The 15,468-nt window shown below is 72.4% G+C and carries 16 protein-coding genes; 14 read left to right on the top strand and 2 right to left on the bottom strand.

Annotated elements, in window-relative coordinates; genetic code table 11:
* The 5 genes from EV378_RS28355 to EV378_RS28335 all read left to right on the top strand — a co-directional run bounded on the left by EV378_RS28355 (nucleotide 1) and on the right by EV378_RS28335 (nucleotide 4,286).
* The gene (locus tag EV378_RS28355; RefSeq protein WP_132430441.1) at nucleotides 1-291 is read left to right on the top strand and encodes a metal-sensitive transcriptional regulator; all 291 of its coding nucleotides are present in this window, start codon (nucleotides 1-3) and stop codon (nucleotides 289-291) included.
* A gap of 28 nt (nucleotides 292-319) precedes the next feature.
* Entirely contained in the window at nucleotides 320-529 is a 210-nt protein-coding gene (locus tag EV378_RS28350; protein ID WP_132430440.1) for a heavy-metal-associated domain-containing protein, read from the top strand.
* A 104-nt stretch (nucleotides 530-633) separates the two neighbouring features.
* Nucleotides 634-2,835 carry a heavy metal translocating P-type ATPase gene (locus EV378_RS28345; protein ID WP_132432860.1) on the top strand — a complete coding sequence of 734 codons (2,202 nt, stop codon included), beginning with the start codon at nucleotides 634-636 and terminating at the stop codon, nucleotides 2,833-2,835.
* On the top strand, nucleotides 2,832-3,773 hold the full coding sequence (locus EV378_RS28340; protein ID WP_132430439.1) for a glucosyl-3-phosphoglycerate synthase: 942 nt from the start codon (nucleotides 2,832-2,834) through the stop codon (nucleotides 3,771-3,773). The genes EV378_RS28345 and EV378_RS28340 overlap by 4 nt, the downstream gene beginning before the upstream one ends.
* A gap of 54 nt (nucleotides 3,774-3,827) precedes the next feature.
* Nucleotides 3,828-4,286: a MarR family winged helix-turn-helix transcriptional regulator gene (locus tag EV378_RS28335; RefSeq protein ID WP_132430438.1), complete on the top strand. Its 459-nt coding sequence runs from the start codon at nucleotides 3,828-3,830 to the stop codon at nucleotides 4,284-4,286.
* A 7-nt stretch (nucleotides 4,287-4,293) separates the two neighbouring features.
* Here EV378_RS28335 and EV378_RS28330 read toward each other — a convergent pair whose 3' ends face one another.
* Entirely contained in the window at nucleotides 4,294-4,674 is a 381-nt protein-coding gene (locus EV378_RS28330) for a group I truncated hemoglobin (protein WP_132430437.1), read from the bottom strand.
* A 309-nt stretch (nucleotides 4,675-4,983) separates the two neighbouring features.
* Between EV378_RS28330 and EV378_RS28325 the strand changes: the two genes are divergently transcribed.
* The 7 genes from EV378_RS28325 to EV378_RS28295 all read left to right on the top strand — a co-directional run bounded on the left by EV378_RS28325 (nucleotide 4,984) and on the right by EV378_RS28295 (nucleotide 11,057).
* Complete coding sequence (locus tag EV378_RS28325; protein WP_132430436.1) at nucleotides 4,984-5,880, top strand: LysR family transcriptional regulator; 897 nt, start codon at nucleotides 4,984-4,986, stop codon at nucleotides 5,878-5,880.
* A 55-nt stretch (nucleotides 5,881-5,935) separates the two neighbouring features.
* On the top strand, nucleotides 5,936-7,039 hold the full coding sequence (locus tag EV378_RS28320) for a mandelate racemase/muconate lactonizing enzyme family protein (RefSeq protein ID WP_132430435.1): 1,104 nt from the start codon (nucleotides 5,936-5,938) through the stop codon (nucleotides 7,037-7,039).
* 58 nt (nucleotides 7,040-7,097) lie between these two features.
* The gene (gene catA / locus EV378_RS28315) at nucleotides 7,098-7,943 is read left to right on the top strand and encodes a catechol 1,2-dioxygenase (RefSeq protein ID WP_132430434.1); all 846 of its coding nucleotides are present in this window, start codon (nucleotides 7,098-7,100) and stop codon (nucleotides 7,941-7,943) included.
* 58 nt (nucleotides 7,944-8,001) lie between these two features.
* Nucleotides 8,002-8,262, top strand: coding sequence for a muconolactone Delta-isomerase family protein (locus EV378_RS28310; RefSeq protein ID WP_132432858.1), 261 nt, complete (start codon nucleotides 8,002-8,004; stop codon nucleotides 8,260-8,262).
* Nucleotides 8,263-8,272: 10 nt separating this feature from the next.
* Complete coding sequence (locus EV378_RS28305) at nucleotides 8,273-9,019, top strand: CoA transferase subunit A (RefSeq protein ID WP_132432856.1); 747 nt, start codon at nucleotides 8,273-8,275, stop codon at nucleotides 9,017-9,019.
* Nucleotides 9,016-9,642 (top strand): CoA transferase subunit B, encoded by a 627-nt coding sequence (locus EV378_RS28300; RefSeq protein ID WP_132430433.1) that lies wholly within the window; start codon nucleotides 9,016-9,018, stop codon nucleotides 9,640-9,642. The genes EV378_RS28305 and EV378_RS28300 overlap by 4 nt, the downstream gene beginning before the upstream one ends.
* A 206-nt stretch (nucleotides 9,643-9,848) precedes the next feature.
* The gene (locus EV378_RS28295) at nucleotides 9,849-11,057 is read left to right on the top strand and encodes an acetyl-CoA C-acetyltransferase (protein ID WP_132430432.1); all 1,209 of its coding nucleotides are present in this window, start codon (nucleotides 9,849-9,851) and stop codon (nucleotides 11,055-11,057) included.
* A 1,373-nt stretch (nucleotides 11,058-12,430) separates the two neighbouring features.
* Here the strand turns inward: EV378_RS28295 and EV378_RS28290 are convergent.
* A complete protein-coding gene (locus EV378_RS28290) occupies nucleotides 12,431-13,033 on the bottom strand; it encodes an HdeD family acid-resistance protein (protein WP_165922518.1) in 603 nt (200 codons plus the stop codon).
* Between the two features lie 190 nt (nucleotides 13,034-13,223).
* Here EV378_RS28290 and EV378_RS28285 point away from each other — a divergent pair, with 190 nt between their 5' ends.
* Both EV378_RS28285 and gad read left to right on the top strand, forming a co-directional pair.
* Entirely contained in the window at nucleotides 13,224-13,997 is a 774-nt protein-coding gene (locus EV378_RS28285; protein ID WP_243653806.1) for a hypothetical protein, read from the top strand.
* Between the two features lie 23 nt (nucleotides 13,998-14,020).
* Nucleotides 14,021-15,451, top strand: coding sequence for a glutamate decarboxylase (gene gad, locus EV378_RS28280; protein WP_132430430.1), 1,431 nt, complete (start codon nucleotides 14,021-14,023; stop codon nucleotides 15,449-15,451).
* Nucleotides 15,452-15,468 lie beyond the last annotated feature (17 nt).

The following is a 15,468-nucleotide window of genomic DNA, read 5'->3' as shown; positions in this document are numbered from 1 at the left end:
ATGGACGGGACGCCCGGTTACAGCGACAGCAAGGAGGCCCACGTCCGGCGGATGCGCCGGATCGAGGGCCAGGTCCGCGGGATCACGAAGATGATCGAGGCGGACAAGTACTGCATCGACGTTCTCACGCAGGTCTCGGCCGTCAACAAGGCGCTCGAGGCCGTCGCGCTGAACCTTCTCGACGAGCACCTCACGCACTGCGTCACCGACGCCGTCAGCGAGGGCGGCGAGGTCGCCGACGAGAAGATCAAAGAGGCGTCCGCGGCCATCGCCCGCCTGGTCCGTTCCTGATCCCTCCCGCTCCCCGGAAAGGACACCCATGAGCACCGCCACCTACACCGTCAGCGGCATGACCTGCCAGCACTGCGTCGCGTCCGTCACCGAGGAGATCGGCGAGATCGCCGGCGTGACCGGCGTCGACGTCGACCTCGCCTCCGGCGCGGTCACCGTGACCAGCGAGACCGAGATCACCGACGATGCCGTGCGCGACGCCGTCGTGGAGGCCGGTTACGAGGTCGTCGCGGCCTGACGCGACGATGCCCCGGATGACCGGGTGAGGAAGGAGCCGACGTGACGACGACACTGCCGCAGGCGGGCGGCGACCTCGAGCGGGTCGAGCTCGTCATCGGCGGGATGACGTGCGCGTCGTGCGCGAACCGCGTCGAGCGCAAGCTGAACAAGCTCGACGGCGTCACCGCCACGGTCAACTACGCCACCGAGAAGGCGTCCGTCACCGGCCCGGTGCCCACCGAGGACCTGATCGCGACCGTCGAGGCCGCCGGGTACACGGCCACGCTGCCCGCGCCCCCGGACGGCCGGGACACCGGTTCCCCGGACGGCGCGGACGGGCCCGACCCGACCACCGACCTGCGGCACCGCCTGCTCGTCTCCGCGGCGCTGGCGCTGCCGGTCGTCGTGCTCGCGATGGTCCCCGCGCTGCAGTTCACGTACTGGCAGTGGCTGTCGCTGACGCTCGCCGCGCCGGTGTGGGCGTGGGGTGCCGCGCCGTTCCACCGGGCGGCGTGGACGAACCTGCGCCACGGCGCGGCGACGATGGACACGCTCATCTCGCTGGGCACCACGGCCGCGATGGCGTGGTCGGTGTACGCGCTGTTCCTCGGCACGGCGGGCGTCCCGGGGATGGTCCACCCGTTCGAGCTGACCGTCGCGCCGTCCGACGGGGCCGGGAACCTCTACCTCGAGGTCGTCGCGGGCGTCGTGACGTTCGTGCTGGCCGGCAGGTACTTCGAGGCCCGCTCGAAGCGGCGGGCCGGCGCGGCGCTGCGAGCGCTGCTCGAGCTCGGGGCCAAGGACGTCGCGGTGGTGCGCGGCGGCGTCGAGCAGCGGATCCCGATCGCCGGGCTCGGCGTCGGCGACCGGTTCGTGGTCCGTCCCGGCGAGAAGATCGCGACCGACGGCACGGTCGTCGAGGGGCGCTCCGCCGTGGACGCGTCGATGCTGACCGGCGAGTCGGTCCCTGCCGAGGTCGCGGTCGGGGACACGGTCGTCGGCGGGTGCGTGAACGCGGGCGGCCGGCTGGTCGTCGAGGCGACCCGGGTCGGCGCGGACACGCGGCTCGCGCAGATGGCCACGCTGGTGGAGCAGGCGCAGACCGGCAAGGCGGCCGTGCAGCGGCTCGCCGACCGGGTGTCCGGCGTGTTCGTGCCGGTGGTCATCGCCGTCGCGAACGCGACACTCGGGTTCTGGCTCGGCACGGGCGAGGGCGCGACGACCGCGTTCACCGCCGCCGTCGCCGTCCTGATCATCGCGTGCCCGTGCGCGCTCGGGCTGGCGACGCCGACGGCGTTGCTGGTCGGGACCGGGCGCGGTGCCCAGCTGGGCATCCTGATCAAGGGCCCCGAGGTGCTGGAGTCGACGCGGCGGATCGACACCGTCGTCCTCGACAAGACCGGCACGGTCACGACCGGGACGATGGCGCTGATCGCCGTGCACACGGCCGACGGGGTGGACCGCGCGGAAGCGTTGCGGCTGGCCGGTGCCCTGGAGCACGCGTCAGAGCACCCGATCGCGCGGGCGGTCACCGGCGCCGCAGAGCGCGAGGGCGACCTGCCCGTCGTCGCGGACTTCGCGAACCACGAGGGCCTCGGGGTGCGGGGCGTCGTCGACGGGCGGTCGGTGCTCGTCGGACGCCCGCGCCTGCTCGAGGAGCACGGCATGCCGCTGACCGGCGCGCTGGCCGACGCCGCCGAGCGGGAGGCGGCGCGCGGGCACACGGCCGTCGCGGTCGGCTGGGACGGGCGGGCGCGGGCCGTGCTCTCCGTCGCGGACACGGTCAAGGAGACGTCGGCCGAGGCCGTCGAGCAGCTGCGCGCGCTCGGGCTGGAGCCGATGCTGCTGACCGGGGACAACGGGGCGGTGGCCGAGGCCGTCGCGGCCGAGGTCGGGATCGAGCCGGACGCGGTGATCGCCGAGGTGCTGCCGGAGGAGAAGCTGGCCGTCGTGGAGCGGCTGCGGGCCGAGGGCCGCGTGGTCGCCGTCGTCGGCGACGGGGTCAACGACGCCGCCGCGCTCGCCGGCGCCGACCTCGGGCTGGCCATGGGTACCGGCACCGACGTGGCCATCCAGGCCGCGGACATCACGCTCGTGCGCGGTGACCTGCGGGCCGCGGTGGACGCGGTCCGGCTGTCCCGCCGCACGCTCGGCACGATCCGGGGGAACCTGTTCTGGGCGTTCGGCTACAACGTCGCCGCGATCCCGCTGGCCGCGCTCGGGCTGCTCAACCCGATGATCGCCGGCCTGGCGATGGCGTTCAGCTCGGTGTTCGTGGTCGGCAACAGCCTGCGGCTGCGCGGGTTCCGCAGCGTCTCCGGGTGACCGACACCGATCGCGACGCCTGGTTCGACACGCACACCTGGCAGTACCCCGGACGTGGCGTTGCCGAGCTGCGCGCGCTCAAGAAGGGACGCCGGGTCTCGGTGGTGCTGCCCGCGCTGGACGAGCAGGCGACGGTCGGCGCGCTCGTCACCGGGCTCGTGCCGCTCACGCGCGGCGACGCTCCCCTGGTCGACGAGCTCGTCGTCATGGACTCGGGGTCCACCGACCGCACGCGCGCCGTCGCCGCGGAGGCCGGCGCACGCGTCGTCGCACGGGAGGACGTGCTGCCCGGCCTCGACGTCCGTCCCGGCAAGGGCGAGGTGCTCTGGCGCTCGCTCGCCGCGACGACCGGCGACCTGATCGTGTTCCTGGACTCCGATCTCGTCGAGATCGATCCCGAGTTCCTGGTGCCCGCCCTGCTGGAACCGCTGCTGGCGCGGCCGGACGTGCGGCTGGTGAAGGGGTTCTACCGGCGCCCGCTGCGGCTGGGCGCCACGGAGGCGGACACCGGCGGCGGACGGGTGACCGAGCTGCTGGTCCGGCCCCTGCTGGCCGCGCTGCACCCCGGCCTGACGGGCGTCGTGCAGCCGCTGGGCGGCGAGTACGCGGCCACGCGGGCGCTGCTGGAGTCGCTGCCGTTCGCGCCCGGTTACGGCGTCGAGATCGGATTACTGCTGGACACCCACACCCGCCACGGCCTGCACGCGGTGGCGCAGGCGAACCTCGGCGTCCGCAAGCACCGCAACCGTTCGCTGCTCGAGCTCGGCGTGATGTCCCGCCAGATCCTCGCGACCGTGCTGCGCCGCGGCCCGGACGTCGACGGCGGTGATCCGCTCGTGCAGTTCCGCCAGCAGCAGGGCGCCTGGACGCCCGTCGAGCACACCGTGGAGGAGCGGGAACGCCCGCCGATGCGCGAGGTCCGCGTCCGATCCGTGTGACCACCCGTGAGCGCCGCGGCCGGGAACCCGCTGTGCGGAACCTATGCTGGCCGGATGGACGGGTCCGGCGAGAGCGATCTGATGCTCTCCGAGCAGCTCTGCTTCGCGCTGTACTCGGCGTCACGCGCCGTGGTCGGGTGCTACCGGCCGTTGCTGGAGGAGATCGGCCTCACCTACAGCCAGTACCTCGTGATGCTCGTGCTCTGGGAGCACGACACCGTCGACTTCGGACGGCTGTGCGGCGACCTGTATCTGGACAGCGGCTCGTTGTCCCCGGTCGTGAAGCGCCTGGAGGCGAACGGGCTGCTGACCCGGCACCGCCGCGCCGCCGACGAGCGCACGGTCGAGGTCCGCTGCACGACGCAGGGACGTGCACTGCGCGACGAGGCGGTCCGGGTGCAGCGGCAGGTCGAGGAGGCGACGGGGCTGTCCCGCGACGAGCTGGTCCGGATGCGCGACGACCTGAACGCGCTCGGCGCCCGGATGCGCGGCGACGCCGCCGTCGCCCGCTGACCGGTCGTCAGGCCTGCACCACCTCGCCCCGGAAGCTCTCGATGATCTCCATGAACTCCGTGGTCTCCGCGTCCGGGACACCGCAGTAGTTCAGCGTCGCGACGATCTCCGTGGCGACCGCGTCGAAGTCGTGGTCGTTGAGCTTCATCCCGTCGTGGGCCTTCACCATGTCCAGACCCGGGTAGCACTGTGGCCCGCCGGCCGCCTGGATCGACCAGGCCGTGACCAGGAACCGGTAGCCCGGGATGTTCGCCGGGTCGCTGTGGTGGGTGTTGACGACGGGATTCGCCTTGACGTTGGCGTTCTCGAAGAGGCGATCGACGAGGATGTCGACGGCACCGGAGATCGCGTAGACACCGCCCAGGCGGTCGTACAGGGATTCGGCCATCGGATGCACTCCCTGGTGGTGGGATGGGCGCGCGTGTGATGCGGTGCACTCTCCCGTCCGGTAGTGCGCTAGTCAATCGGAAGCAAGCGATCACGCGGGCTCGACGCCGACCGGACCGACCACCGCCTCCCCCTGCCCCGGCAACGCCGGTGCGGCGACCACGAGATCGACGTTCACGCACCGACGACGACCACATCCCGTCCGACACGGGCGCTGATGTCCTCCACCGCGCATCTCAGACTTCTGATGTCTTACTGAGGTCGGATAGAGTATTTGTGCCTACACAGCGTGGTCCCTACCGTGGTCGGCATGGAGCTCCGGCAACTGCGCTACTTCGTGGCCGTCGCCGAGACGCGCCATTTCAGCCGGGCCGCCGAACGTCTGCACATGGCCCAGTCGCCGCTCTCGCAGGCGATCCGGCAGCTGGAGGCGCAGATCGGGGCGACGCTGTTCGAGCGGACGACCCGCCGCGTCGACCTCACCCCTGCTGGCGAGGCGTTCTACCGCGACGCGCTGCGCATCCTGGACTCGGTCGAGACCGCGAAACTGCGGGTCGGGCGCGTGGCGGCCGGGGACGCGGGCGTACTCACCGTCGCCGCCACCGGTCTGGCCGCGTACCGCGTGCTGCCCCGCCTCGGCCGGCTGGCCGCCCGGGAGATGCCGGGTGTCTCGCTGCGGTTCGTGCCCGGCCTGCTGACCACCGGCCAGGAGGACGCGCTCGTCGAGGGGCGGATCGACGTCGGCGTGCTGCGTCCCCCGGTCGTCCGCCCCGAGCTGTCCGTGCGCCCGCTCGTGCGGGAGCGGTTCGTCGCCGTGCTGCCCGAGGACCACCGGCTGGCCCATCGTGACGGGCTGCGTCTGGCCGACCTGGCCGACGAGCCGTTCGTGCTCTACGGGACGCCCGGGTCCGTCGTGGACTCGATCGTCGCGAAGGCGTGCCTGGACGCCGGGTTCCTGCCTCGGCGCGCCCAGGAGTCACCGGACACGCCGATCCTGCTGACCCATGTCGCGTCCGGTGCCGGGGTCGCCGTGCTGCCGGAGTCGGTGAGCGCGCTCGCCGCCGACGGCGTCCGGTACCTGCCGGTGGCCGACGACGTCGAGGTCGAGGTCGCGCTCGCCTGGCGCACCGACGACCCGTCCCCCGCACTGGCCGCACTGCTCGACACCGTGGCCGGCCACCCCGACCTCGCCGGAGGACCCGCGTGAAGATCGAGCTACTCGACGCCATGGGCGGTCATCCCGACCTCACCGGAGAAACGTCGTGAAGATCGAACGGATCGAGGCGGTCCCGTTCGCCGTGCCGTACCGCAAGCCGCTGCGGTTCGCCAGCGGCGAGGTGCACACTGCCGACCACGTGCTGGTCCGGGTGCACGGCGAGGACGGCGTCGTCGGCGTCGCGGAGGCCCCGCCGCGGCCGTACACCTACGGCGAGACGCAGGCGTCGATCGTCGCGGTGATCGAGCAGGTCTTCGCACCGGACGTCGTCGGTCTGTCGGTGTTCGACCGCGAGCAGATCCACGCGCGCCTCGACCGCACGATCGCGAACCCGGCCGCGAAGGCGGCGCTGGACATGGCCGTCTGGGACGTCGTCGGACGCACGCTCGGCGTGCCGGTGTCCTCGCTGCTCGGCGGGTACACCGACCGGATGCGGGTGTCGCACATGGTCGGGTTCGCGCCGGACTCCACAATGGTCGCCGAGGCGCAGAGGATGCGTGACGAGTACGGCATCACCACGTTCAAGGTCAAGGTCGGGCGGCGGCCGATCTCCCTGGACGTCGGCGCCTGTCGCGCGCTGCGCGAGGCGCTCGGCCCGGACGTCGAGCTCTACGTGGACGGCAACCGCGGATGGACCCCGTCCGAGGCCGCCCGCGCGCTGGACGCGATGTCCGATCTGGACCTGACGCTGTCCGAGGAGCTGGTGCCCGCCGACCAGGTGCTCGGGCGCCGCTGGCTGACCGGGCGCACGTCGATCCCGACCGTCGCCGACGAGAGTGCCACCCGCCCCGGCGAGGTGACCCGCGAGCTGCTCGACGGCGCCGCGAACATGATCAGCATCAAGACCGCCCGCACCGGCTTCACCGGTTCGCAGCGCGTGCTGCACCTGTGCGAGGGACTGGGTGTGGAGGTCGTGATGGGCAACCAGATCGACGGCCAGCTGGGCACGGCGTGCAGCGTCGCGTTCGGCGCCGCGCACGCGCACACGTCGCGCCGCGCGGGCGAGCTGTCCAACTTCCTCGACATGTCCGACGACCTGCTCACCGAGCCGTTGCGGATCACCGACGGCGAGCTGCGGCTACCACCCGGTCCGGGGATCGGCGTCGAGGTCGACCCGACGAAGCTCGAGCACTACCGCCAGGATCGCTGAGAGCAGCGTGCCGAACGAACATCAACACTGAGTCACCGAACTGTTGGGAGACACCACCATGACCACCACGGAGCACGCCACCGCCGCCGGTTCCGGCGCCTCGGCCACCGAGACGTTCCGCAGCAAGGCCCGCGGCGAGGGCCATGTCGACCACGCGCGCGTCGCCGCCGTCGCGACCGATGCGCTGACCGCGCTGCACGATGTCATCCGCAAGCACGACCTGACCTACGACGAGTACGACGCGCTGAAGGCGTGGGTGATCCGCGTCGGCGAGGACGGCGAGTGGCCGCTGTTCCTCGACGTCTTCGTCGAGCACGTCGTCGAGGAGGTCAACAGTGCCCACCGCAGGGGCGCGACCGGCACCATCGAGGGCCCGTACTACGTGCCCGGCGCCCCGGAGTCGACCGGCGAGACGACGCTCGCGATGCGGCCCGACGAGGCGGGCACCCCGTTCCTGTTCCAGGGCACGGTGTCCGATCTGGACGGCAACCCGCTGGCCGACGCATGCGTGGACATCTGGCACGCCGACGACGCCGGCTACTACTCGCAGTTCGCGCCCGGCATCCCGGAGTGGAACCTGCGCGGCCGGGTGCACACCGCCTCCGACGGCACGTACAGGATCCACACGGTCAGGCCGGCGCCGTACCAGATCCCGAACGACGGGGCGACCGGCGCGCTGATCGACGCGGCCGGGTGGCACTCGTGGCGCCCCGCCCACATCCACGTGAAGGTGAGCGCCCCGGGCAAGGAGCTGATCACGTCGCAGCTCTACTTCGACGGCGGCCAGTATGTCGACGACGACATCGCCCAGGCCGTGAAGCCGGAGCTGATGCTGTACCCGGAGCCGGCGACGTCGGGTGAGGGCGAGCAGGTCACGTACGACTTCGCACTGGACCCCGCATGAGCCGACCGACGCACTCTCTCCCGGGGAGGCCGCGTTGACACAGACCTTCGCGGTCCGCATGGTCGTCGACCTCCCGCCGGACATGGACCCGGACGCGCGCACCGAGCTGCTCGGGCGGGAGAAGGCGTACGCGCAGGGCTGGATGCGTTCCGGTCAGTGGAAGAGCATCTGGCGGTGCGCGGGCGAGTACGCGAACCTGTCGATCTTCGAGGTGGAGGGCAACGCGCAGCTGCACGAGATCCTGTCCGGGCTGCCGTTGTTCCCGTACATGACGATGCAGGTCACGCCACTGTGCAAGCACCCGTCGGACATCAACTGAGAGGCACGTGATGGACAAGACGGTCGCGTCCGCGGCCGAGGCGGTCGCGGACATCGCCGACGGCTCGTCGCTGGCGGTGGGCGGGTTCGGCATGTCCGGCGTGCCGACCGTGCTGATCGCGGCCCTGATCGACCAGGGCGCGACCGATCTCGAGGTCATCTCGAACAACCTCGGGGTCGACGGGTTCGGGCTCGGCACGCTGCTGTCCGCCGGGCGGATCCGGCGCACGATCGGGTCCTATGTGGGCAACAACAAGGAGTTCGCCCGCCAGTACCTGGCCGGTGAGCTGGAGCTGGAGCTCACCCCACAGGGCACGCTCGCCGAGCGGCTGCGCGCGGGCGGAACCGGCATCCCGGCGTTCTACACGCCGGCCGGGGTCGGCACGCTCGTCGCGGAGGGCGGGCTGCCGTGGCGGTACAACAGCGACGGCTCGGTCGCCGTCATGTCGCCCGAGAAGGAGGTCCGGGAGTTCGACGGCGTGCGCTACATCCTGGAGCGGGCGCTCGCCCCGTCCTTCGGTCTCGTCCATGCGTGGAAGGGCGACCGGCACGGGAACCTCGTGTACCGGCACGCCGCGCGGAACTTCAATCCGGACTGTGCGGCGGCCGGGAGGGTGACGATCGCGCAGGTCGAGCACCTCGTCGAACCGGGGGAGATCGATCCGGACCACGTGCACACCCACGGCATCCACGTCCAGCGGGTCCTGCACGTGCCGGACGTGGAGAAGCCGGTCGAGTTCAGGACGGTGTCATCGTGAGTCTCACTCGTGACGAGCTGGCGGCCCGCGTCGCCGACGAGCTGCCGGACGGCTCGTACGTCAACCTCGGCATCGGCATGCCGACGCTCGTGCCGGGGCACATCCCGGCCGGGCGCACGGTGGTGCTGCACTCGGAGAACGGGATCCTCGGCGTCGGACCCTACCCGAGCGACGACGAGGTGGATCCGGACCTGATCAACGCGGGCAAGGAGACGGTCACCGTGCTGCCGGGCGCGAGCTACTTCGGCAGCTCGGACTCGTTCGGCATGATCCGCGGCGGGCACGTCGACGTCGCCGTACTGGGCGCGATGGAGGTGGCCGAGAACGGCGACCTCGCGAACTGGGCCATCCCCGGCAAGATGATCAAGGGGATGGGCGGGGCGATGGACCTGGTGCACGGCGCCCGGCGTGTGATCGTGATGACCGACCACGTGGCCAAGGACGGCAGCCCGAAGATCGTCGAACGCTGCTCGCTGCCGATCACCGGCCTCGGCTGCGTGAACCGGATCGTCACCGACCTGGCCGTCATCGACGTGACGCCCGACGGCTTCACGCTGGTAGAGACCGCCGACGGCGTGACCGAGGACGAGGTCCGCGAGAGGACCGGCGCAACCCTGCACTGAGCTGTGTCCCGGGCAGCCCAGGCCCATCCCACCCCCATTTCCCAACGAACGGGCCGTTGGAGCAATCACACTGCTCGAAGGTGCCGTTCGTTCGGGGAGGGTGGAGGCTCGACCGGGGAGACCCCGCGAACGAGGGTGCCGTTCGGGCAATCTTATTGCTCGACGGTGCCGTTCGTTCGCCGACGACGGAGGAGGAGTGACCACCCATGCGGGACGCGGTGATCTGTGAGCCGGTGCGGACGCCGGTCGGCGGCTTCGGCGGGGCGCTGAGGGACGTACCGGCACACTCGCTGGCGGCGACGGTGATCTCCGCCCTGGTGGAACGGACCGGGCTGCCCGGCGACGTCGTCGACGACGTCCTGCTCGGGCACTGCTACCCGACGATGGACGCCCCGGCGATCGGCCGGGTCGCCGCGCTGGACGCCGGGCTGCCGGTGACCGCGTCCGGGCTGCAGATCGACCGTCGCTGCGGGTCCGGGCTGCAGGCCGTGCTCTACGCGGCGATGCAGGTCCAGACGGGCGCATCCGAGGTCGTGCTCGCCGGCGGTGCGGAGTCGATGTCCGGCGCCGCGTTCTACTCGACGTCGATGCGCTGGGGTGTCAAGGGCGGCGGGGTGATGCTTGAGGACGCGCTCGCCCGCGGCCGGGTCACGGCGGGCGGGGAGAACTTCCCGGTGCCCGGCGGCATGCTCGAGACGGCGGAGAACCTGCGCCGCGACTACTCGATCCCCCGCGAGGAGCAGGACGAGTTCGCCGTCCGCTCCCACCAGCGCGCCGCCGCCGCGCAGCAGGCCGGCCGGTTCGCCGACGAGATCGTCCCCGTGACCGTTCATCAGCGCAAGGGCGACGTCGTCGTGGACGCCGACGAGCACATCCGGCCGGACTCGACGGTCGAGAAGCTCGCCACGCTGCGCCCGGTGCTCGGGAAGAACGACGACCAGGCGACGGTCACCGCGGGCAATGCGTCCGGGCAGAACGACGGCGCGGCCGTCTGCATCGTGACCAGCCCGGAGAAGGCCGAGGAGCTGGGCCTGCGCCCGCTGGTACGGCTCGTGTCCTGGGGCCTGGGCGGGGTGCCGCCGACGACGATGGGCATCGGACCGGTCCCGGCCACCGCGCAGGCGCTGTCCGCGGCGGACCTGTCGCTGGCCGACATCGACCTGATCGAGCTCAACGAGGCGTTCGCCGCCCAGGTGCTGGCCTGCCTGCGGGAGTGGAAGTTCACCGACGCCGACCACGAGCGGCTCAACGTCAACGGCTCCGGCATCTCCCTCGGCCACCCCGTCGGCGCCACCGGCGGCCGGATCCTGGCCACGCTGAGCCGCGAGATGGTCCGCCGCGACGCCCGCTACGGCCTGGAGACGATGTGCATCGGCGGCGGCCAGGGCCTCGCCGCCGTCTTCGAGCGCGTCTGACCCGTCGGCCCGGACCGGAGCCGTTCTCGTACGGCGCGGCCGACCACCGGGCCGGACGGGAGCACCTCTCGCGCGCCCGGGCTGGACGAGCGGAGCGCTCGCCGAGCCCAGCCGGGTGGCGCGGGACCGGCACGCCGTCGCACACGCACGGTGATTCGGTGCCCGCGCGCGGCCGGGCACGCGCGGACAACGGATCAGCACGCGTCCTGCGGATCAGCGCGCGTCCTGCGGATCAGCGCGCGTCCCGCGGATCGGAGCGCGTCCCGCGGATCAGCGCGCGTCCCGCGGATCAGCGCGCGTTCCGATCGACGTCGCCGGCCGCGGCGGGCTGGCCCCGGTTCGCACGCCGCTCCGGCGTTCGCACACCTCCGGGCGCTCGCGTTCGCCAGATCAGCGCGCGTTCCACGCATCAGCGCGCCTTCCGCGGATCAGCACGCGTTCCGACCCGACGGCGCCAGCCGCGGCGGGCCGTCCTCGGTTCGCGCGCCGCTTCGGCGTTCGCACACCTCCGGGCGCTCGCGTTCTCCGTATCAGCGCGCCTTCCGCGGATCAGCGCGCCGTCCGCAGATCAGCGCGCGTTCCGCGGATCGGGGCGCGTCCCGCGGATCAGCACGCGTCCCGATCGACGGCGCCGGCCCGGCGGGCCGTCCCCGGTTCGCACACCGCTCCAGCGTTCGCACGCCTCCGGGCGCTCGCGTTCTCCGTATCAGCGCGCCTTCCGCGGATCAGCGCGCCGTCCGCAGATCAGCGCGCGTTCCGCGGATCGGGGCGCGTCCCGCGGATCAGCACGCGTCCCGACCGACGGCGCCGGCCCGGCGGACCGTCCCCGGTCCGCACGCCGCTCCAGCGTTCGCACGCCTCCGGGCGCTCACGTTCTCCGTATCAGCGCGCGTCCCGCGGATCAGCACGCGTCCCGATCGACATCGGCGGCCGCGGCGGGCAGGCCCCGGTTCGCACGCCGCTCCGGCGTTCGCACACCTCTCGGCGCTCGCGTTCTCCGTATCAGCGCGCGTCCCGCGGATCAGCGCGCGTCCCGCGGATCAGCACGCGTCCCGCGGATCAGCACGCGTCCCGCGGATCAGCACGCGTCCCGCGGATCAGCACGCGTCCCGCGGATCAGCACGCGTCCCGCGGATCAGCACGCGTCCCGCGGATCAGCGCGCCTCCCGCGGATCGGGGCGCTCTCACCGGACGCGCGCGCTCCGATCGACGGAGCCGGCCCTCGGCGAGTCGTTCCCCGGTTCGCGCGCTGATCCGGTCACTGCACGCCGGTCCGGCGTCTGCACGCTTCCAGACGCTCGCATTCTCCGGATCGGAGCGCGTTCTCCGGCGGTGCGCGCGGACGAACACCGCCGTCGGCCGACGGGCACGGGTCAGACCGGTGCCGGACCGCCCGGGGCGGGTTCGGACGCGCCCGCCGAGGGCTGCGCCGCCTTCCGCATGCTCATGGCCAGGCCGATGTCGGCGACGCCGCGCAGCAGGAAGCCCAGCGCCACGAACACGGCGATCAGGCCGAGCGCGGTGCCAGGGGACACGAGCAGGACCAGCCCCGCGAGGATGCCGAGCACGCCGACGGCGATGTTCCAGCCGCGGTGCTCGCGCTGGGATCCGGCGACGACCAGGTCGTGGACGCCGGCGACGAGGAACCACAGGATCAGGCCCCAGACCAGGATCAGCACGCCCCCGCCGGGCCGGAAGACCACGAGGATCCCGGCGATCAGGGCGACCACGCCGAACGCGCCGATCCAGCCGCGTCCCGCGGTCCCGGTCGGGGCGCGGACCGCCACGACGATCTCCAGCACACCCTGCACGACCAGGCCCAGACCCAGCGCTATCGCCGCCCCGATGATCGCCGCGCCGGGGAACAGCAGCGCCACGATCCCGAGCACCACACCCACGATGCCCGAGGCCAACACCCAGCCCCAGCCGGTCGCCTCGCGTCGTACCCGCATCCCACCCGTCGCGGTGTCGGTCACCGTGCGCTCCTTCCGAACGACCTCGGTTGTCGCTCGGCAGCCCGGGTACGAGCCGATCGGTCGACCGGTACGCATCGGGATGCCGCCACTGTCGGACTCGCCACCGAGCGGCGACGCGTTACGGGTGCAACATGATCGACGCGCGTGTCACGTTCACGTGGCGCGTTCCGAGTACGCAGTGGGAGGGCCGATGCTGATCACGGTGACGGGCGTGCGTGTGCCCGTGCTCTGGATGCTGGGTGCGTTCGTCGTGACGTTCGTCGTCACGCGCCTGATCGTCCGCTCGATCCGGCGCGGGAGCAGCACGTTCAAGGACACGACCGTCGGCGGAGTGCACGTCCACCACCAGGTCTACGGGATCTTCCTGCTGCTCGGGGTCGGGGCGGCCGAGTTCACCTACCGGCCGCCGTCACCCTGGCTGGAGGTGCTCGCCGCGCTGTTCGGCGTCGGAGCCGCGCTCACGCTGGACGAGTTCGCGCTGTGGCTGCGCCTCGACGACGTGTACTGGGCGGCTGAGGGCAGGCGGTCGGTGGACGCCGTGCTCGTCGCGGCCGCCCTCGGTCTGATGCTCATGGTGGGCGCCAACCCGTTCGACGCCGACGACGCCGGGCCGGGCTGGGGTGTCATGGTCACGATCGGCATCAACGTGCTGGCGTCGGTGATCGCGATCGGAAAGGGACGGATCGTGCTCGGACTGGTCGGGGTGCTGCTGCCGGTCGTGTCCTGGGTCGCGGCGCTGCGGCTGGCCCGGCCGCGTTCGTTCTGGGCGCAGAAGTTCTACCGAGCCGGAGGGGAGCGCGCCACGCGGGCCGAGCGCCGCTTCCCGCCGGGTTCGCGCAGCCGGTGGGACCGCGTGGTCGACCTGTTCGCCGACGCGCCGGCGCCCCGCGCTGCCCGGCCGCGCACCGACGGACCCGGTACCGGAGGACCGCACGCCGACGATCAGTCCCCCGCCGGTCGCTGATCACGGGTCTACGGTCTGGTCGCATGCCGATCGCGCACCCGCCGTCCGAGTCCGATCCGGACCGTCCCGGCGTCCCGGTGAACCCGGTCTTCGCCCGCGAACCCGTCGAGATCCCCCGCTTCACGCTGCCCGACGACGGCCTCGACCCGGACGTCGCCTACCAGGCCGTGCACGACGAGCTGATGCTCGACGGCAACGCCCGGCTCAACCTGGCCACGTTCGTCACCACGTGGGGCGAGCCGCAGGCGCGGCGGCTGATGGAGGAGTCCTTCGACAAGAACATGATCGACAAGGACGAGTACCCGCGCACCGCCGACCTGGAGCAGCGGTGCGTGCGGATGCTCGCCGCGCTGTGGCACGCGCCGGACCCGGCGACGGCGATCGGGTGCTCGACGACCGGTTCCAGCGAGGCCTGCATGCTCGGCGGGCTCGCGCTCAAGCGCCGCTGGCAGCAGGCCCGGCGCGCGGCCGGGAGGCCCACCGACCGCCCGAACATCGTGATGGGCGCGAACGTCCAGGTCTGCTGGGACAAGTTCGCGAGCTACTTCGAGGTCGAGCCGCGACTCGTGCCGATGGAGGGCAACCGGTTCCACCTGGGGGCGGCGGAGGCCGTCGCGCACTGCGACGAGAACACGATCGGCGTCGTCGCCGTCCTCGGCTCCACGTTCGACGGCAGCTACGAGCCCGTCGAGCAGATCTGCGCCGCGCTCGACGAGCTGGCCGCGGGCGGCGGACCGGACGTCCCGGTGCACGTCGACGGCGCGTCCGGCGCGATGGTCGCCCCGTTCTGCGACCCTGACCTGCGCTGGGACTTCCGCCTGCAGCGCGTCGCGTCGATCAACACGTCCGGGCACAAGTACGGGCTCGTGTACCCGGGTCTCGGGTGGGCGCTCTGGCGGGACACGGCCGCGCTGCCGGAGGAGCTCGTGCTGCGGGTGAACTACCTCGGCGGCGACCTGCCGACGTTCGCGCTGAACTTCTCCCGCCCCGGCGCGCAGGTGATCGCCCAGTACTACAACTTCCTGCGGCTCGGACACGACGGCTACCGCCGGGTCCAGCAGACCTGCCGCGACGTCGCGACCCGGCTGTCCGCGACGATCGCCGATCTCGGCCCGTTCCGGCTGATCACCGACGGCTCGCAGCTTCCGGTGTTCGCGTTCACGGTGGACGACGGTCAGCCGTTCTCCGTGTTCGACGTGTCCGGCGCGCTGCGCGAGCAGGGCTGGCTGGTCCCGGCATACACGTTCCCGGCGGACCGGACCGACGTGGCCGCGTTGCGGATCGTCGTGCGCAACGGCTTCTCGCACGATCTCGCCGACCTGCTCGTCGACGACCTGCGCCGGGTCCTGCCCCGGCTGTCCGCGCAGGCCGGGCCGCAGCGTGGACCGGAGGGCGCCTCGTTCGCGCACGGGGCGGGCAGGCCGACGGGAGACGACGGGCGGCACGGTTCGTAGCGCCGTACTCGAAAGTG

The organism is Pseudonocardia endophytica, from assembly GCF_004339565.1.
Classification (GTDB): domain Bacteria; phylum Actinomycetota; class Actinomycetes; order Mycobacteriales; family Pseudonocardiaceae; genus Pseudonocardia; species Pseudonocardia endophytica.
The sequence above is the reverse complement of the archived record's forward strand: the minus strand, read 5'-3'. Positions and strand labels throughout refer to the sequence as shown.